Below are 19,198 nucleotides of genomic sequence, written 5' to 3' on the forward strand. Positions count from 1 at the left end.
GCTAGGGGCAAGGCGTATTCAAACCGAGTTAAGACGTCTATATGATTTATCCTTGTCATTGGCTACTATACACAAAATTTTCAAAAAACATGATGTAAGTCTTCTGCATGTTATACCAATTCCCACTATGTAAAGAACAGATAGACAATAATGGGAAAGAAGTGATACTAGAGTAGATAAAATAGAGAGGTATAAATGGCATTAAGGTCAAAACTGTTAGACGAAAAAGTTGTAAATTTGGCGAAAGAAATGTTAAAAAAGGTCAGAAATAACGCATATGTTTCAAAAAAGTTACAAGCGGTGATAGCAGGAAAAGAAAGTAGTATAAGCGCTGTGGCAAGAATATGTAAAATTTCAAGGACTGCTTTGACTGAATGGATAAAGCATCTAAAATTTGGTAGAGTAGAAAAATTATTTTCCCCTTCTCAGCGGCGAAGAAAAAGCAAATTAAACAAAAATCAACGTGAGCAAATTGAAATATGGGTAGAAAGAAATCCAAATATTACTATTAAGGAAGTGCAAATAAAAATCTCAGAGGAATTTGGCCTAAACATTAGCAAATCAACAGTGCATCGTGAGATACAAAGGATGAAGTTTTCTTATATAACACCGAGGCCAATTCACCATAAACAAGATAAAAACAAGCAAGAAGAGTTTAAAAAATACTTCAATAAAATAGTCAATTCCCACCCTGAAAAGGAGGTATTTTTTTGATGAATCACGATTTGGAACTCATTCAAAAATCGGACACGGATGGTTTAAAAAAGGGGTCAGAACGCAGGTTAAATGAAAATTGGTAGACAAAATTTCTATATCTACAGTGCGGTAAATCCAAGAAGTGGTAAGAAAATTAGCCTACTTGCTCCATATGTAAACACTGATTGTATGAATATATTTCTGGAGCAGATGTCGAAAGATTTAGGCACGAAAAAAGCCTTTCTTGTAATGGATTGTGCAGGCTGGCATAGATCAAAAAGTTTGAAAATTCAGAAAAACATTACCATTATATACTTGCCTCCTTATTCACCAGAACTGAATCCTGTTGAGAGGTTGTGGCAATATATCAAACACAATACTTTACGCAACAGAGTCTACGATACCATAGGCTTACTTGAAGATGTTCTGTGTAATTTTATTGTCAGTATTTCCAGTGCTACTATTAAACGAGTTTGTAATGTTTCTTATTTGTTCGATTAGTAATGTAATTTGGTATAAGAACTATGAGTATTGACGATCAAGTAGTTTTTAAGATTTATAAGCCAACAAAAACTGCAACACAATCTGGCTTAGGTAATACAAAATTCTGGTACCTAAAAATTGAGCCTTGTTCTTACTATATTGAACCTTTGATGGGATGGGTTGGCTCAAAAGATCCCCAAAAACAGATTGTATTAAAGTTTGATTCTCTTGAAAAAGCAATATCTTACGCAAAGAAACACAACACAAAGTACACAATTGAAATGCCAAAAGATGTTAAAAGACTGCCAAAATCTTATGCAAATAATTTTATACTAAAGTAAATTTTATTGTAGTATGTTTACCTAAAAGCTTAAATCTAAGAACATATCTTGAAAGGACTTAAGTGGTTAAGCATATATTAAAGAGTTCTTGCAGTAAGGAGAGCACGCTCATACGTCAAGCAAATAATGTTTACCTAAAATTCTTTGACATTCGCAGCTTTCTTGGCAATCGTATCCCATTTTCAGTAAACAGTGATTCTTCTATATATTAGAAAAATTTTTATTTTAATTAGCGTTAAACAATAGGCGCCTATTGGTTTTTAGCTAAAGTAAAAGTCAAATATCTGGAATTCTGGACATAAAATCCTCCTGTGTAAAAAAGATTAGAAAAAATGCAGTGGACATACGACAGAGATTAAGTATACGTGTATACACTGAAGAAGACACACTACATTAATGAGTTTGATTGTTTAATAGAAAAAGTCTGCAGACAAAGATAGATTTTGAGCTCTTAAAATATCTCTAACTGTAATTAGAATCAGATTTGAAATATGCGCAAGCAATTTTTCATGTTAATATTTCAAATTAGGCCTCTTGCATAACTATATTAAAGGTTACCACTCCCTCATTATATATTTTATTGCATTAATAATTGTTATCTTCCCTTGTGCAACATTTGGCCTTGTCACTGACATCACTCGTTACCCTACTATTTTTTGCTTACCTCATCTTATTTTTTCCCTTTCAAGATAGGTTCTAATTGTTATTCTGGGTTTTAATACCAATTCTCATTATTAATGAACCAAATAAGAAGCATAGCAGAGTTGTTTAACCGTGGAAGGGGAAAGAGAGGTAATAAATTTACACAAAGCGCATTCAAGCAGAACAATTGTATCGTAGATTTTATTGCGTAAAATGTTCTGTTTTATATATAACCAAAACCTCTCAACAGGATTGAGTTCAGGTGAGTATGGTGGTAGGTATATAATTTCGATATTTTTAGGTGCCTTTAAATTTTTTGACTTATGCCAACTAGCGCAATCCATCAAGAGAAAAGCCTTTCGTATTCCTAAATATTGCGACATCTGTTCAAGGAATATATTTATACAATCAGTGTTGACGTTTGGTGCAAATAAGCTAAAATTCTCTCCATTTCTAGGATTAACTGCACTATAGAGATAAAAATTTTCCCTACCTAATTTTACCTTAACCTGTGTCCTACTGCCTTTTTTAAACCACCCATGTCCAACTTTCGAATGTGTACCAAACCGTGATTCATCGAAGAAAAATAGCTCTTTTTCAGAATGCATGACAATAGTTTCATTGAGGTTTTTTTTTAAACTCCTCTTGCTTGTTTTTATCTTGTCCACTATGAACTGGTCTTGGTGTGATATATGAGAATTTCATTCTTTGCATATTACGATGTATTGCGGATTTGCTGATATTCAAACCAAATCTTTCTTGGATTCTTATTCTCATTTCTCTAATAGTAATATTGGGGTTTTCCTCTATCCACAACTCATACCAAATTCCATTACTAATCGAACAAATAAGAAACATTACAAACTCGTTTAATAGTAGCACTGGAAATACTGACAATAAAATTACACAGAACATCTTCAAGTAAGCCTATGGTATCGTAGACTCTGTTGCGTAAAGTATTGTGTTTGATATATTGCCACAACCTCTCAACAGGATTCAGTTCTCACTTTTACCCACAACTTTGAGAGGTCATTATGCGAGGCATAACCATGCTTTCCCTGAGGTTTTCATAACCACGCCATAGAGTCATAGTTCCTGGTAAATTATCACTTTTTCTATTCATAAATCCACCTAATTTTCCTAACCAAATAATAGCTTGTTTTATGTTTGGAGGTTCTTCTGGCAATTTGGCTACTTTATGCTCACGTATGTAAAGGGTTTTCCACTCTTCATTACTTAAAACCTTAGTACAAACCTCCATAGGATTCGATAAAGCGATTTTTGTTAAATATAAAATATTAAATGCAATAATGCTCTTTATAGCGATTAATTTCTCTAATCTTTCTTTTGTAGCTAAACGAGAGCTTTCTACCTTACATCCTGATTTTAAAATCCTAAAATACTCCTCGATTTTCCATCTTAGCTTATACCAATTTATCCTTTCTATAGCATCTAAAGTGCTATTAACTGGTACATTAGTCAGCAAAGTCCAATCAATAGCTTCTACTCTTTCAGGAGGATTTGTTTCTTTGGCACTTACTACATATATAGCGATTTTATCACTTATTTTATGCTCTGTATCTTTCGATCCATAAATGTAAGGAGATCTGATAGGTATATAGCCTTTCATATACCTGACTTCAATGTTAGCTTTTCTTGAGATCTGGTATTTATTTTCAGCAACATTCAAGACAATTTCCTTTTTTACAGGCAGTTGAGTTATACGTGTTTGCAAATCCGTTTTTCCCCCTTCAATACAGATGAATTTCCTATTAGTTCGGTTGCGGATTACATAAAAACTGTCCAATGATTCAACAGTCCATAAAAACTTAAAAATATCTGCTTCCCTATCACCAATAGTAACAAGCTGTACACCTTCTGCGAGGTTATTTAGGGTTTCTTTTAGTGCCGCTATCCACTTATAGCTTTCTTTCTCCTTTATAGCAGTACGGTATTTCCTGTTTGCTTTTTCTTGGGCTGTTTCTTCCCTGATAGAACGTGCCCAACACTGTTGAGAAGATAGCCCTAAAGGTAATCCGTCTTTGTTAACCATTAAGTTACTGTGCAATAACAAACCCTTTTTATATTTTGTATAGGCTTTAGAAATACTACCTAGACCCTTAGTCTTTATATGAGAGTCAAAATCCAAATAACTTGTATCTTGAACTGAAAATACCAGCTCATTTCCTTTTATCCTTTCCATAGTTTCTTTATAATGGGAAGAATAAATTTCCTTAGCTTCAAGCTTCTCATTGCTAAATAATCTGTATGCACCTTTAGCTTCTTTCCATCCTACACAGCTTTGACTAATTGACCCAGACGCCTTATTCTCTATTAAATAGCTTGTTTTAATAAGTCTTGTATTAAGCCTTACATCTCCCAGATTAACATGTCTCAACTCTTTTTCTAGCCATTTATCTCCTAAGCCATCAGCACATTGTACATTTCTATTTACTTCACACATTTTTACCTCATCTTAAGTATATTTTTCTCTATCTTACTTGCTTTTTATACTTGTGGGTAAAAGTGAGGATTCAGTTCTGGTGAATAAGGAGGCAAGTATATAATGGTAATGTTTTTCTGAATTTTCAAACTTTTTGATCTATGCCAGCCTGCACAATCCATTACAAGAAAGGCTTTTTTCGTGCCTAAATCTTTCGACATCTGCTCCAGAAATATATTTATACAATCAGTGTTTACATATGGAGCAAGTAGGCTAATTTTCTTACCACTTCTTGGATTTACCGCACTGTAGATATAGAAATTTTGTCTACCAATTTTCATTTAACCTGCGTTCTGACCCCTTTTTTAAACCATCCGTGTCCGATTTTTGAATGAGTTCCAAATCGTGATTCATCAAAAAAATACCTCCTTTTCAGGGTGGGAATTGACTATTTTATTGAAGTATTTTTTAAACTCTTCTTGCTTGTTTTTATCTTGTTTATGGTGAATTGGCCTCGGTGTTATATAAGAAAACTTCATCCTTTGTATCTCACGATGCACTGTTGATTTGCTAATGTTTAGGCCAAATTCCTCTGAGATTTTTATTTGCACTTCCTTAATAGTAATATTTGGATTTCTTTCTACCCATATTTCAATTTGCTCACGTTGATTTTTGTTTAATTTGCTTTTTCTTCGCCGCTGAGAAGGGGAAAATAATTTTTCTACTCTACCAAATTTTAGATGCTTTATCCATTCAGTCAAAGCAGTCCTTGAAATTTTACATATTCTTGCCACAGCGCTTATACTACTTTCTTTTCCTGCTATCACCGCTTGTAACTTTTTTGAAACATATGCGTTATTTCTGACCTTTTTTAACATTTCTTTCGCCAAATTTACAACTTTTTCGTCTAACAGTTTTGACCTTAATGCCATTTATACCTCTCTATTTTATCTACTCTAGTATCACTTCTTTCCCATTATTGTCTATCTGTTCTTTACATAGTGGGAATTGGTATTAAACGTCATTATCGCAAACAGGTCAAGCGTTATAACTGTAAAGTACCTGGAGAGTGTGTGCAGATGGATGTGTGCAAAATATCGTCAGGGCTTTATTCAGGAAATTGTGGACTTTAATATATCGGATTTAGTAACTTCAATAAATTGTGATATCTCTCTTACAGATTCATTCAAACTTAATTAAGTGGGAGTATTGTTAATGCGAAAAGGGTTTAATTAAAATGGTATGGCGTGTGAGGAAGACATACATCAATTGGTAGAAAGTGGATTTGATATTAACTCAAAAGATGTAAGCGGAGTCACTCTCTTGCATAAGTTTACAAAAGAAGGCGATTTAGTTGGAGTAAAATCATTATTAGAGCACGAAGCTGACTTTAATGTTGTGGACAACGAAAATAGAAATCCACTGCATTATGCTATTATGCATGGACACAAAAAAATTGCTAAACTTCTTGTTAATCAACTGACAATTAATTCTAGAGATAAAAATGGATTTACTCCACTTCATCTTGCTACACTACAAGATGACACAGAATTAATGGATTTTTTAATAACAAAAGGTGCAAAAGTTAATGAAAAAGATGCTGAGGAAGGCTATACTCCTCTTCACATAGCTTCATTATACGGTTCTAAAAAGAGCGTCCAGATTTTAATTGATAGCGGAGCAAATCTTGAATGTGAAGATAACAACTTTCGTACTCCCTTATTTTTGACCATTTATCAATGTACTACACATTATGAAAGTAGAGCAGAGATTATAGAATATCTGATAAAGAAAGGTGCAAACATAGAAGCAAAAGATGCAGAAAATAATACTACGCTTTTTCTAGCAGCATATAACAACAAAATGCAACTGGTAAAGCTTATTGTAAAGCAAGCAAAAGCTAAGTTAAAAGAGTTTATTTGCACAAAAAATAAACATGGTTTTGATGCACTGGATTGCGCTATTAAGCATAATAATAGGCAAATGGTAACATTTCTTGTTTCAAAGGGAATAGAAGCAGATGACCAAGATTGTAGCGGTAACACCAGGTTACATAAAGCTAGCTATAATGGTGATACTAAAGCAGTTAAGTTCTTATTGGAGCTTAAGGTAAACGTTAATGCCGTCACTAGATGCAACAGAACTCCTCTGCTACTTGCAGCTAAAAAAGGCCATGTAGAAATTGTAAGAATGTTGTTAGCAGTAAAAGCCAATATGAATATTTGTGATCAACAAGGTTTTTCACCTCTGCATCTTACTATTCAAAAGGATTATTTTGATATAGCTCAGCTATTAATAGAAAAAGGGGCAATTAAGTGTAGTAAAGATTATACTATAATAGGATTATTTATTGACAAGGCTCATAGCAAAAAAAATATTGAAGAAAATTACAAAAAATTTTGTAGGTTTTTGATGCTTTACTTGAAAGAGCTACATAGTAAACACAAAGCCTTTTGTGTACTTTCAATCCTAGCTCTAAGCTTAACAATTATAGGTTTACCATTTATTTTCAAGCCTATTATTAAATATAGAGAAAGAAGTAAAATATATAAAAAAATTAGGGCTATGCTGATTTATATTTAAGTATAACAGGAGAACTAAGCTAATATATGACAATTATCTGCTCGATAAAAATGGAATTAAATGTATCCGTTTAGCAGAGTGGCAAAATAAAATACACAAAACCATAAAAATAAATGGTGTCATGCAAGTAGCTGACACTGGCATCCAGCAAAATTGATCGAAAACAAGACAACACTTTCGATCAAAAAATTGGATTCCAGCAGGCTTTGTTGCATCGCTATCTACGACGGATTAAAGATAAAAAAGATGAAGAATATTAGTAGCTTATTATTCTACAGCTAACCCAAGAAAGGCTTAGCTGATTGCTGAAAAACAAAATCAATAGCCGAATTAATATTGGGCCAAAAGGTTTGTAACCCCAGTTATGGATTAGAAAGTAGAATTAATAAAGAGAGGAATAGGGTAAACTCAAGTATTTTAGCAATAATTAAGAGGTTACCCATGAAGAAAGATATTTTACTGTTTCATAGAAGATTTTTGTCGCATTGCTGATGAAAAACTTTCAGAAAAGAAGTAGCAAAAAAATAACAAGAATACCTGAAATTACTGTGCCAGAAATACTTATAACGCTAATTCTGGATTAAGGAAGGAAGAAAGTATAGGAAATGAGAGTAGAAAAGATGTGAACCAAGAAATTAACGGGAGATCTATGGCGAGTATGTTCAATTTCAAGTCTATTTTTGAGGTAGCCAAAAATCGTCTCAATGATCGACCTTTTTCTCAGCAAAATCTTTTCATGTAGTGAAATTAATGCGTTTTTCATCCCCTTTTTCACCTTGGTAACAAGTTTCAAACCGCGGTTAAACAACTCTTGGAAAAGCTCTTTTTTAATATAGCCTTTATCACCAAACAAAAGACCGGTTAATTTCTTAGTTAGGTTTGCTACAGGCTCTCTATCGTCAACATTACCTCTTGTAAGCGTAAAAGCTTGAATTTCACCTTTCTCGTTAATTATCAAATGTAGTTTAAAGCCGAAAAACCAGCCATATGTACTCTTGCTTAATTTTGCAATTCCAGCAAAAACCTTATTTCTTGATATTCTTTTTGCATGGCAAACTGCAATAGGAGTTGTATCTATGTATGAGATTCCAGTAAGTTCTGACCATCCGCAAAGGCACTGTAATAGCATGGCTAAATGCCACAAAACCCTGGGCTTTAGAGCAACAAACCTAGTGTATGAAGGCAACTTCGAAAACTCTGATTTGTAGAGCAATGTTAGGTAATGCAGGTAGAAAGCCTTAAAATTTTCACAGGGAGATTGCTGATACAGGAGGATTATTGTGATAATTTCCGAATGTGTAATTTCTGGCACTCTTGTGGGTTTTTACCGTTTGGCAGTAGTTTATCTGCAAAATTTTTCTCTATATCTCTGCAAAAATCATCGACCAGACAAAACAGTTTTGTTATATCTTCCATGGGTAACCTCATCTATTTTTTTCTATTTGTTGAGTTTACCCTACTCTCCTGACTTTTCTATTCTCTTTTTAATCCAGAATTAGCGTTATAAGGAAAAACAGCAAGGCATTTTAGGATTTGCTATAAATCGCATCAGGAGCTCAAGAGTACAGCTTACAATTACAGATAGGTATAGTTGAGTTTAAAGTAACTACATAAATTTACTACAATTTTCATACCTATAAGCTGCTATGCAACAAAGCCCTGTGTGGGTATAATTTTGACAGGATACAAAGCTTAATGGAGAAAGTTACGAACATCAGTGAAAAACATGGCAATTTTATTCTCATTTGCAGCTGCTATCACGTCTTGATCTTTCAATGAGCCACCTGGCTGAATTATAGCTGTAATTCCATGCTTTGCACTTTCTACTATACTATCTGGAAATGGAAAAAATGCATCTGAAGCAAGCGCTGCGCCTTTACATTTTTCACCTGCTTTTTTTACTGCAATATTCACACTATCTATTCTGCTTGTTTGTCCTGCACCGATGCCAATAGCACAACCGTCTTTTGCTATCACTATTGCATTGGATTTTACATGTTTACATATTTTCCAAGCAAAAATAAGATCTTCCTTCTCTTTTTTTGTTGTAGTGCATTCTGTCACTCGGTTTATTTCTTCTACTTTTACTGTATGGTTATTATTTTCTTGCACTAAGAACCCGCCAACAACATTTTTGATTTGATATTTTGCATTTTGCTGAAGAGATTGATGAATAATCACTCTTAAATTTTTCTTTTTTTGTAAAATTTTTAGTGCCTCATTGTTTACCGATGGTGCTATCACCACTTCCAAAAATATCTCGTTTAATTTCTCTGCTAGCTTTAAATCTATCTCCCGATTGAAAACAACTATTCCACCAAAACTGCTTATTTCATCACATGATAGAGCTTTTTCATATGCTTTTAAAGCACTATCACTAACAGCAGCGCCACATGGATTATTGTGCTTTATTATCACTGCTGCAGGTTCTTGAAACTCAGAAATTATGTTAAGTGCAGACTCTATGTCGACTATATTATTATAGCTCAACTCTTTTCCATGTATTTTCTCCAGTGGATACTTGCTAAATTGATTGCTATAAAATGCAGCTTTTTGATGAGGATTTTCACCATATCTGAGTCCTTGTGCTTTACATCCATATAAAGTAAAAAACTCTGGTAACTCATTGCTTTTACCCTGTGATAAAAACCAATTGTAAATATTAGAATCATACTGTGCAGTCAGAGCAAATGCTTTAGTTGCTAGATGTTTTCTATATTCTAATGTTGTCTGATTGTTATTTTTGATCATCTCAGCTTTCAGTGTTTCGTAATCTTGAATGCTAGAAATCACTGAAGTGAAATGAAAGTTTTTTGCTGTAGCTCTAATTAATGCTACTCCACCTATATCTATTTGTTCTATGATTTGCTTCTCACTTGAGTTGCTATTAACCGTTTTCCAAAATGGATATAAGTTAGTTATAAGCAGATCTATCGGCTTAATTTCTAGATTCTGCATTTCCTTTTCGTGCCTTTTTCGATCACAGAGTATTCCTCCATGAATTTTAGGATGTAAAGTTTTCACTCTGCCATCTAGTATTTCTGGAAATTGTGTGTAATCTGAAACTTCTTGCGTTTTTATTCCCGCACCTGATAGCACTTTATAAGTATTCCCTGTTGAGAGAATTTCTATTTGTTGCTGCATCAAAAACGATGCAAGTTCAATTATATTTGTCTTATCGTATACTGATATTAAAGCTCTTTTAATTTTCATATGGAAGGTTTCTTAAGATTATATCTAAGAAAAGAAAATTGTCTATATGTAGCTACTACGTAATACCACTGCGTTATCTCGTTGTAGATTCCGCTAACAAGCACATAGCTGTACGAACATTGTGATACAAGAGATCAAGAAAGATGTCATCCCAGTCCCCAGACACTGGGATCCAGAAAACTTCACTTTAAATGAGCACACCAGGTGGCTGTACAATAGAAACTGGATTCCAGTGTCAAGCACTGGAATGACACCATCTACTGCTCAAATTACCTGCAAATTGCAATGTTCGTACACCAAACGCGGTATCTTGTTGTAGATTCCGCTAACAAGTAGCGGAATACCAAATTGTAGAAGTTGCTTTAGCTCTCCTCACCCTCCTTTCAAAGTAGTCTATTCTATAAATTTTTTTGTTAAACTTGATTTTAAGCCACGAACAAAATCTTTAATATCGCAAGGATTTCTTCCTTCCATTTGTACAACTTTAGGAATTAAAGTACCACCTTTTAAACTTATATGCATATTATCATTAATGATCTCACCTTGTCCTGAAGTGAAGGCTTCAAATTCAGCATCAAGTATCTTGATACGTTTATTCTCTACCTTAATGAATGCTTTTGGATAAAATGCTTTAATCTTTCTATAAGCAATTTCACAGGCGTCACTTGCGTAAATTTTATAGTCTTTTACTTTGTTAGCATAGCACGCATCGTTATCGCTCTGTTTTAAGGGAACTTGCTTTTCAATTTCGTTTAGTACTTTCAGCAGTAAATCACTACCTAATTCAGACAATTTATCATACAACGTCTTATAATTATCGCTTTTTTCAATAAGAAATTTTTTCTGTTTTAAAATAGGGCCAGAATCTAATCCTTCATCTAGCTGCATAATGCTAACTCCGGTTTCTTGATCTCCGGCTAAAATTGTGTGCTGTATCGGAGCTGCACCGCGCCACCTAGGCAGCAATGATGGATGAATATTAATACAACCATATTTGGGAATATTTAAAATTTCTTTTGGAAGTATCAATCCATACGCAGCAACAACTGCAACGTCTGGCTTAAAATTTCCAAACTTTTCTTGCTCTATCGAAGATTTTAAAGAGGCAGGAGTACGTACCTCTATGTCACTTTTTTCAGCAACGATGTGTACTGGCGATTTTGTTAACCTCTGCCTACGTCCAGAAGGCTTTGGAGCTTTGGTATATACTGCTACTACTTCACTCTGTAATTTCAATAGTAAGTTTAACGCACCAACAGCAAACCCCGGTGACCCCATGAAAATAATTCTCATGTTTTCAGGTGTGTTTGCTTTAGGAATTTTCTGCTAACTTACTGCTTACAGTTTCTATTAATTTAGCAAAATCATCCTTATGATTAACAGCCATCTCAGCAAGAATTTTTCTATTCAAATCAACTCCAACAAGTTTAAGACCATGCATAAACCTACCATAAGTAAGTCCATGTTCTCTTGCTGCTGCATTAATACGTATTATCCACAAACCACGAAAATCACGCTTGCGATTTCTTCTGTCTCTATAAGCATACTGTAGTGCTTTTTCAACCCTTTGTAATGCAATTCTATAACAATTCTTTGCCCGTCCTCTATAACCCTTTGCTAATTTTAATACCTTTTTATGACGAGCATGAGTAGCGGTTCCACGCTTTATCCGAGCCATTTTTATCTTACCTCCATTTTATTAAATACCATAAGGCATATAAAGTTTAACTATACGCGAGTCAGATTTATTGAGAATCGTTGTACCGCGTTGATTACGAATATTAGATTTACTTCTTTTTACCATTCCATGTCTCTTACCTGACTGAGTAGAGATGACTTTACCCTTAGCTGTAAGGTGAAAGCGCTTTTTGACAGAAGATTTTGTTTTTAATTTTATTTTCGTCATATTCTAAACAAATTTACAAACACCACTATTTAGTTCTTTATTAGTAATTAAGTATGAGTATAGATAATTTTATTAAAGAATCAAATTAAAATTGTATTTTAAAGCAGCTTGAATGTAATCACACCCAGTATATGTGTTATACCTTCTTCATTCCCAATCGGTAGCAATACTTGCCTTATTTTAACACTTTCACTTTCTTCCTCTTCGTTAATTGAGCATTTACTCTCTATTACAGTCTCAAGTTTATCAATAACTGCATCTATTTTATATAACCGCAAAAATGGTGCATCAATTGCACACTTATCATCGATGTACATCTTTTTTTCAAAACCATAGAATTCAATAGCTTTTTCTCCTGCATTTTCACAAATATAACCTTGATCTTTAACTTCAATGATAAAACAATGCTGCCATGACTCCATGATTTCTGCAGTGTCTATTTCATGTCTTTCTGGCCATTCTCTATCTGATCCTTTTATATCACTCCAATGTTGAGTAACTATATTCACTATTCTTCTTTCTTTGCCTGCATAATTTTCCATTCGAAATTCCACATATAAAACACAGATATGAGGTAAATTTATCGTGAATGTATTGATTTTTTCTTACTAAAGGATGTAGATTATTGAAAATTCTCATCCTGTTTACACAACAGGTAATGATAAATTAAGTATAATAATTAGAGCATAAAAATTATTAAATGAGGAAACTGTAAAAAAATAATAAAAAATTCTATTTTTGCAATATTTTGGCTAACGAATAGAATTAGTTCCACTTTCTAAAGTTATTGCACTTAATAAATAACTAGATGGAGTTTCTTCCTTAGCACTACTATGGCTTTTATTTTTTCTATTATAAAACCAACATTTAAATGGTACAGCTGCTACCAAAGCTACTGTTACTGCTAACATACCTACTGTGAACAGTATATTATTTTTCTCGTTTGAAGGTGTTTCCAATAATTTAAACTCTCTCAAGTTTGTATCATGAATCATAGGATTACCCAAAATATTCGTCGTATTTTGAACACTTTCTATATTTCGCATTGTAATTCCATTGCTAGTGTTTGATTTTTTCATTTCTTCCATTACTTGTTTTAAGTTTGGTAGTTCTGCTGTTGTATTTTCAATATCACCAGCTTCCAGCTTTTGCAAGTTCTCATTACTCAAAAACTCTTTGAGATACTTTTCATAAAACTCTTTGGCATTATATCTTTTATAACTTCGTATTTTTCCACTCTTGAGATCAGAAACAATATCATCAATCATCACTTTTGGATTTTCTGCATGCACTATTTCTCCTTCAGCAACAAGAATACGATAAGATGTATCGTCAAGCATACATACATACTTAAGTTTTAAATCACCTCCTCCCAATAGAAAATATATTGTTCTGTTTTGTTCTACATCTCGCAATTCTGATTCAATACTAATCCATCTATTCCTTTTTTCCTTATTGATTGATCTTTTTTTTCCTACAGTATTTTTAAATCTTCTTGACATATATGACCCCCAAGCTGACCAATATTTCCTTATGTGTAAAAGATAAATTATTTAAGTCCACATCTTTTCACTAAGATTTTTATATTTTTATTATACTAAATAATACATATATTAATATCTGAATTTCTCATTGCAATTTATTATACCTTAGTAAAAACGATATAAAATTAGAGAAAGAGTTATAAAATTTTTTGTAAGACAGGAAGATTTCTTCTCCTTTGGTTCCAGAGCATATAAGTGCTGTAAGAGCTAAGTTGATGGCACTGTTGTGCCATCAAACTCTGGAATCTTACTCGACACTAATCTGAGAAGATAGATGTGCTACCGATGTAGCATTGTTGAGCAAAGATTCTATTTCTGATGTAGATCCGGAATGCTCAAGTTGAGCTTGTTCAGGAAGGTTTTTCATCGCTTTTTCAACATCGTAGCTACCTTCCCTATTTTTCTATGCCATACAAAGTATCCTAATCCTGCAAAAGCTACTGCTAGCACTCCACCAAATATACCACCAGCAATCCCTGCTATTCCTATATACTGTCCTCCATTTATTTCGGGTAATTTAGGCCCTTCCACATCTGTGCTATTAAATATAGAATGATCTAACACTTCTTGTGAATTACTATCAAAACGGGAAACACTACTTATATCTTCAGGAGTAATTCCATAACTATAGTATTTCCTAAAGTAAATGATAAAGGTATAATAAAGTATTTGAGTTATAATGGCATATAGTGTGGATTTAAGGGAAAAGGCAGTATTGATGATAGAAAAAGGGAAGACAAAGGTTGAGATAGCAGAGCTCATGGAGATAGGAATAGCAACGCTGTACCGCTGGTTAAAAAAGAAAGCTGCTGGTGAAAGCCTAAAGCCATCTAAAAACGGTAGCTTTATTCGAAAAATAGACCCAAAAATACTCGAAGAATATGTTACAAAGAATCCAGATCACACTCTGGCAGAGATGAAACAAAATCTTGGATTTGGAATAAATTCAATTTGGTATAGACTAAAACAGGTAAAAATTACTTTAAAAAAAAGTCACAAATAGAGTCTTTTGGCTGTCATGTGCTGTATCTTCCAACATATTCACCGGATTTGAATCCTCACTTTTACCTACAACTTTGAGAGGTCATTATGCGAAGCATAACCATGCTTTCCCTGAGGTTTTCATAACCACGCCATAGAGTCATAGTTCCTGGTAAATTATCACTTTTTCTATTCATAAATCCACCTAATTTTCCTAACCAAATAATAGCTTGTTTTATGTTTGGAGGTTCTTCTGGCAATTTGGCTACTTTATGCTCACGTATGTAAAGGGTTTTCCACTCTTCATTACTTAAAACCTTAGTACAAACCTCCATAGGATTCGATAAAGCGATTTTTGTTAAATATAAAATATTAAATGCAATAATGCTCTTTATAGCGATTAATTTCTCTAATCTTTCTTTTGTAGCTAAACGAGAGCTTTCTACCTTACATCCTGATTTTAAAATCCTAAAATACTCCTCGATTTTCCATCTTAGCTTATACCAATTTATCCTTTCTATAGCATCTAAAGTGCTATTAACTGGTATATTAGTCAGCAAAGTCCAATCAATAGCTTCTACTCTTTCAGGAGGATTTGTTTCTTTGGCACTTACTACATATATAGCGATTTTATCACTTATTTTATGCTCTGTATCTTTCGATCCATAAATGTAAGGAGATCTGATAGGTATATAGCCTTTCATATACCTGACTTCAATGTTAGCTTTTCTTGAGATCTGGTATTTATTTTCAGCAACATTCAAGACAATTTCCTTTTTTACAGGCAGTTGAGTTATACGTGTTTGCAAATCCGTTTTTCCCCCTTCAATACAGATGAATTTCCTATTAGTTCGGTTGCGGATTACATAAAAACTGTCCAATGATTCAACAGTCCATAAAAACTTAAAAATATCTGCTTCCCTATCACCAATAGTAACAAGCTGTACACCTTCTGCGAGGTTATTTAGGGTTTCTTTTAGTGCCGCTATCCACTTATAGCTTTCTTTCTCCTTTATAGCAGTACGGTATTTCCTGTTTGCTTTTTCTTGGGCTGTTTCTTCCCTGATAGAACGTGCCCAACACTGTTGAGAAGATAGCCCTAAAGGTAATCCGTCTTTGTTAACCATTAAGTTACTGTGCAATAACAAACCCTTTTTATATTTTGTATAGGCTTTAGAAATACTACCTAGACCCTTAGTCTTTATATGAGAGTCAAAATCCAAATAACTTGTATCTTGAACTGAAAATACCAGCTCATTTCCTTTTATCCTTTCCATAGTTTCTTTATAATGGGAAGAATAAATTTCCTTAGCTTCAAGCTTCTCATTGCTAAATAATCTGTATGCACCTTTAGCTTCTTTCCATCCTACACAGCTTTGACTAATTGACCCAGACGCCTTATTCTCTATTAAATAGCTTGTTTTAATAAGTCTTGTATTAAGCCTTACATCTCCCAGATTAACATGTCTCAACTCTTTTTCTAGCCATTTATCTCCTAAGCCATCAGCACATTGTACATTTCTATTTACTTCACACATTTTTACCTCATCTTAAGTATATTTTTCTCTATCTTACTTGCTTTTTATACTTGTGGGTAAAAGTGAGATTTGAATCCCATAGAACACTGTTGGCATACCATCAAAAGCCGCCTCAGACCTCTAATGTATAAATGTACAGACTTACAACTTTTGGTTGGTAATACCATAATGGTAATTTATTATTCATTTTAGAAAATACTATAGCATTTGATTCTTCTATTTCATTTATTACGTCATTAATCTCTTTAGTAGTTACTTTGCTTGATGCAAAATCGAATTCTTGTTTTGTTAAAGAAGCTGATTCGATAGTTACATCTTCCTGCATCTGATAATCAATTTCTTCAGTAGTAGATTCTCTCAATTGGCTATTTTCATCAGTTCTTTCTTTTAGCTTTTTTGAACTATCCTTACCCAATTCATCTACAAACGCTAATTCTGGATTAAGGAAGGAAGAAAGTATAGGAAATGGAAGGCTTTTTGGATTTCAAGGAATAGGAAATGAGAGTAGAAAAGATGTGAACCAAGAAATTAACGGGAGATCTATGGCGAGTATGTTCAATTTCAAGTCTATTTTTGAGGTAGCCAAAAATCGTCTCAATGATCGACCTTTTTCTCAGCAAAATCTTTTCATGTAGTGAAATTAATGTGTTTTTCATCCCCTTTTTCACCTTGGTAACAAGTTTCAAACCGCGGTTAAACAACTCTTGGAAAAGCTCTTTTTTAATATAGCCTTTATCACCAAACAAAAGACCGGTTAATTTCTTAGTTAGGTTTGCTACAGGCTCTCTATCGTCAACATTACCTCTTGTAAGCGTAAAAGCTTGAATTTCACCTTTCTCGTTAATTATCAAATGTAGTTTAAAGCCGAAAAACCAGCCATATGTACTCTTGCTTAATTTTGCAATTCCAGCAAAAACCTTATTTCTTGATATTCTTTTTGCATGGCAAACTGCAATAGGAGTTGTATCTATGTATGAGATTCCAGTAAGTTCTGACCATCCGCAAAGGCACTGTAATAGCATGGCTAAATGCCACAAAACCCTGGGCTTTAGAGCAACAAACCTAGTGTATGAAGGCAACTTCGAAAACTCTGTTTGTAGAGCAATGTTGGGTAATGCAGGTAGAAAGCCTTAAAATTTTCACAGGGAGATTGCTGATACAGGAGGATTATTGTGATAATTTCCGAATGTGTAATTTCTGGCACTCTTGTGGGTTTTTACCGTTTGGTAGTAGTTTATCTGCAAAATTTTTCTCTATATCTCTGCAAAAATCATCGACCAGACAAAACAGTTTTGTTATATCTTCCATGGGTAACCTCATCTATTTTTTTCTATTTGTTGAGTTTACCCTACTCTCCTGACTTTTCTATTCTCTTTTTAATCCAGAATTAGCGTTACAAGGTTTTTTAGATATATTTTCTTAAATTCTCTATAATTATATTCTTTACCTTTTTCTATTTCTCCACTCTTAAGACCTAAAATAATTCCATCTATTGTCGATTCACGAATTGCTTGAGGAATGTCTATTGAATTTACTATTCCTGTAACCAAGCCTATCTCAGCTGCTCTAGAAGATATAGAGAGGTCTTTTACTGTTAAATTCTCTCCTTTAATTAAAAATTCTACCCTTCTGTTTTGTTTTATACTTTTCAAGTCAGATACAATTCTAATTATTGGACCATCCATCTCCTGCTTATTTGTTGTTTCTCTCTTTCGCATGCTATTCTTATACCAATTCTCATTATTAATGAACCAAATAAGAAGCATAGCAGAGTTGTTTAACCGTGGAAGGGGAAAGAGAGGTAATAAATTTACACAAAGCGCATTCAAGCAGAACGATTGTATCGTAGATTTTATTGCGTAAAATGTTCTGTTTTATATATAACCAAAACCTCTCAACAGGATTGAGTTCAGGTGAGTATGGTGGTAGGTATATAATTTCGATATTTTTAGGTGCCTTTAAATTTTTTGACTTATGCCAACTAGCGCAATCCATCAAGAGAAAAGCCTTTCGTATTCCTAAATATTGCGACATCTGTTCAAGGAATATATTTATACAATCAGTGTTGACGTTTGGTGCAAATAAGCTAAAATTCTCTCCATTTCTGGGATTAACTGCACTATAGAGATAAAAATTTTCCCTACCTAATTTTACCTTAACCTTTGTCCTACTGCCTTTTTTAAACCACCCATGTCCAACTTTCGAATGTGTACCAAACCGTGATTCATCGAAGAAAAATAGCTCTTTTTCAGAATGCATGACAATAGTTTCATTGAGGTTTTTTTTTAAACTCCTCTTGCTTGTTTTTATCTTGTCCACTATGAACTGGTCTTGGTGTGATATATGAGAATTTCATTCTTTGCATATTACGATGTATTGCGGATTTGCTGATATTCAAACCAAATCTTTCTTGGATTCTTATTCTCATTTCTCTAATAGTAATATTGGGGTTTTCCTCTATCCACAACTCAATTCGTTCAAGTTGACTTTGGTTCAATGTAGTTTTTCTACGGCGTTGAGGTGGAGCAAATAATTTTTCTTCTCTTCCAAATTTTATGTGCTTTATCCATGTAGTAATTGCCTTTCTCGAAATGCAACATATTTTTGCTACAGCTGTTATACTGTGCTTTTTTGCTGCAATTACAGCATTTAGTTTTTTTGCAACATACGCATTATTTCTTACTCTCTTCAGCATCTCTTTTGCTGATTTCACCACTTTTTCATCCAATAATTTTGATCTTAATGCCATCTAAACCTCGCTATTTTACTTACTTCAGTATGGCTTTTTTCCATTATTTTCTATTCGTTGCTTGTATAGCGGGAATTGG

General features: G+C 33.5%; 17 protein-coding genes and 6 pseudogenes. 6 read left to right on the forward strand and 17 right to left on the reverse strand.

The window, feature by feature from the left end; all coding sequences use genetic code 11:
* The first annotated feature begins 195 nt into the window (after positions 1-195).
* Positions 196-1,197 (forward strand): annotated as a pseudogene (locus tag O1Q06_RS03680) (IS630-like element ISWpi10 family transposase).
* Between the two features lie 23 nt (positions 1,198-1,220).
* Complete coding sequence (locus O1Q06_RS03685) at positions 1,221-1,520, forward strand: ETC complex I subunit (protein ID WP_264336389.1); 300 nt, start codon at positions 1,221-1,223, stop codon at positions 1,518-1,520.
* A gap of 734 nt (positions 1,521-2,254) precedes the next feature.
* Here O1Q06_RS03685 and O1Q06_RS03690 read toward each other — a convergent pair.
* The 4 genes and pseudogenes from O1Q06_RS03690 to O1Q06_RS03705 form a co-directional block, all read right to left on the reverse strand.
* Positions 2,255-2,981: pseudogene (locus O1Q06_RS03690) on the reverse strand (IS630 family transposase); the annotation flags it as partial.
* 16 nt (positions 2,982-2,997) lie between these two features.
* The gene (locus O1Q06_RS03695; protein ID WP_410543032.1) at positions 2,998-3,144 is read right to left on the reverse strand and encodes a hypothetical protein; all 147 of its coding nucleotides are present in this window, start codon (positions 3,142-3,144) and stop codon (positions 2,998-3,000) included.
* Positions 3,145-3,171: 27 nt separating this feature from the next.
* A complete protein-coding gene (locus O1Q06_RS03700; protein ID WP_410542272.1) occupies positions 3,172-4,626 on the reverse strand; it encodes an IS4 family transposase in 1,455 nt (484 codons plus the stop codon).
* A 65-nt stretch (positions 4,627-4,691) separates the two neighbouring features.
* Positions 4,692-5,537 (reverse strand): annotated as a pseudogene (locus tag O1Q06_RS03705) (IS630-like element ISWpi10 family transposase); the annotation flags it as partial.
* Between the two features lie 69 nt (positions 5,538-5,606).
* Here O1Q06_RS03705 and O1Q06_RS03710 point away from each other — a divergent pair.
* On the forward strand, positions 5,607-5,738 hold the full coding sequence (locus tag O1Q06_RS03710; RefSeq protein ID WP_410543033.1) for a hypothetical protein: 132 nt from the start codon (positions 5,607-5,609) through the stop codon (positions 5,736-5,738).
* 109 nt (positions 5,739-5,847) lie between these two features.
* Entirely contained in the window at positions 5,848-7,188 is a 1,341-nt protein-coding gene (locus O1Q06_RS03715; RefSeq protein ID WP_410543034.1) for an ankyrin repeat domain-containing protein, read from the forward strand.
* Positions 7,189-7,768: 580 nt separating this feature from the next.
* On the opposite strand, the pseudogene O1Q06_RS03720 reads toward O1Q06_RS03715, so the two are convergent.
* A pseudogene (locus O1Q06_RS03720) lies at positions 7,769-8,604 on the reverse strand (IS982 family transposase).
* Between the two features lie 276 nt (positions 8,605-8,880).
* Positions 8,881-10,401 (reverse strand): bifunctional phosphoribosylaminoimidazolecarboxamide formyltransferase/IMP cyclohydrolase, encoded by a 1,521-nt coding sequence (gene purH, locus O1Q06_RS03725; protein ID WP_410543035.1) that lies wholly within the window; start codon positions 10,399-10,401, stop codon positions 8,881-8,883.
* 103 nt (positions 10,402-10,504) lie between these two features.
* On the opposite strand from purH, the pseudogene O1Q06_RS03730 reads away from it, so the two are divergent.
* Positions 10,505-10,654, forward strand: a pseudogene (locus O1Q06_RS03730) (WPE palindromic element domain-containing protein); the annotation flags it as partial.
* A gap of 140 nt (positions 10,655-10,794) precedes the next feature.
* On the opposite strand, the gene fmt reads toward O1Q06_RS03730, so the two are convergent.
* The 6 genes from fmt to O1Q06_RS03760 form a co-directional block, all read right to left on the reverse strand.
* Positions 10,795-11,694: a methionyl-tRNA formyltransferase gene (gene fmt, locus O1Q06_RS03735; protein ID WP_410543036.1), complete on the reverse strand. Its 900-nt coding sequence runs from the start codon at positions 11,692-11,694 to the stop codon at positions 10,795-10,797.
* Positions 11,695-11,713: 19 nt separating this feature from the next.
* Entirely contained in the window at positions 11,714-12,079 is a 366-nt protein-coding gene (rplT, locus tag O1Q06_RS03740) for a 50S ribosomal protein L20 (RefSeq protein WP_007302081.1), read from the reverse strand.
* Positions 12,080-12,100: 21 nt separating this feature from the next.
* Positions 12,101-12,307: a 50S ribosomal protein L35 gene (gene rpmI / locus O1Q06_RS03745; RefSeq protein ID WP_006013548.1), complete on the reverse strand. Its 207-nt coding sequence runs from the start codon at positions 12,305-12,307 to the stop codon at positions 12,101-12,103.
* A 98-nt stretch (positions 12,308-12,405) separates the two neighbouring features.
* Positions 12,406-12,849, reverse strand: coding sequence for a PAS domain-containing protein (locus O1Q06_RS03750; RefSeq protein WP_410543037.1), 444 nt, complete (start codon positions 12,847-12,849; stop codon positions 12,406-12,408).
* Positions 12,850-13,059: 210 nt separating this feature from the next.
* Positions 13,060-13,809, reverse strand: coding sequence for a hypothetical protein (locus O1Q06_RS03755; protein ID WP_410543038.1), 750 nt, complete (start codon positions 13,807-13,809; stop codon positions 13,060-13,062).
* A gap of 405 nt (positions 13,810-14,214) precedes the next feature.
* Positions 14,215-14,415 carry a hypothetical protein gene (locus tag O1Q06_RS03760; protein ID WP_410543039.1) on the reverse strand — a complete coding sequence of 67 codons (201 nt, stop codon included), beginning with the start codon at positions 14,413-14,415 and terminating at the stop codon, positions 14,215-14,217.
* Positions 14,416-14,530: 115 nt separating this feature from the next.
* Between O1Q06_RS03760 and O1Q06_RS03765 the strand changes: the two genes are divergently transcribed.
* Positions 14,531-14,854: an IS630 transposase-related protein gene (locus O1Q06_RS03765; RefSeq protein ID WP_410543040.1), complete on the forward strand. Its 324-nt coding sequence runs from the start codon at positions 14,531-14,533 to the stop codon at positions 14,852-14,854.
* A 61-nt stretch (positions 14,855-14,915) separates the two neighbouring features.
* On the opposite strand, the gene O1Q06_RS03770 is transcribed toward O1Q06_RS03765, so the two are convergent.
* The 5 genes and pseudogenes from O1Q06_RS03770 to O1Q06_RS03790 all read right to left on the reverse strand — a co-directional run bounded on the left by O1Q06_RS03770 (position 14,916) and on the right by O1Q06_RS03790 (position 19,119).
* Positions 14,916-16,370: an IS4 family transposase gene (locus tag O1Q06_RS03770; protein WP_410543041.1), complete on the reverse strand. Its 1,455-nt coding sequence runs from the start codon at positions 16,368-16,370 to the stop codon at positions 14,916-14,918.
* 112 nt (positions 16,371-16,482) lie between these two features.
* Positions 16,483-16,785 carry a hypothetical protein gene (locus O1Q06_RS03775; RefSeq protein WP_410543042.1) on the reverse strand — a complete coding sequence of 101 codons (303 nt, stop codon included), beginning with the start codon at positions 16,783-16,785 and terminating at the stop codon, positions 16,483-16,485.
* A 25-nt stretch (positions 16,786-16,810) separates the two neighbouring features.
* Positions 16,811-17,678, reverse strand: a pseudogene (locus O1Q06_RS03780) (IS982 family transposase).
* 68 nt (positions 17,679-17,746) lie between these two features.
* The gene (locus O1Q06_RS03785) at positions 17,747-18,136 is read right to left on the reverse strand and encodes a hypothetical protein (protein WP_410543043.1); all 390 of its coding nucleotides are present in this window, start codon (positions 18,134-18,136) and stop codon (positions 17,747-17,749) included.
* A protein-coding gene (locus tag O1Q06_RS03790) for an IS630 family transposase (protein ID WP_410543044.1) occupies positions 18,114-19,119 on the reverse strand; the annotation gives its coding sequence in 2 pieces (ribosomal slippage) (positions 18,114-18,656 and positions 18,658-19,119; 1,005 coding nt in all). Before O1Q06_RS03790 ends, O1Q06_RS03785 begins: the two co-directional genes overlap by 23 nt.
* Between the last annotated feature and the right edge of the window lie 79 nt (positions 19,120-19,198).

Source organism: Wolbachia endosymbiont of Tetranychus urticae (assembly GCF_046529255.1).
In the GTDB taxonomy this organism is placed as follows: domain Bacteria; phylum Pseudomonadota; class Alphaproteobacteria; order Rickettsiales; family Anaplasmataceae; genus Wolbachia.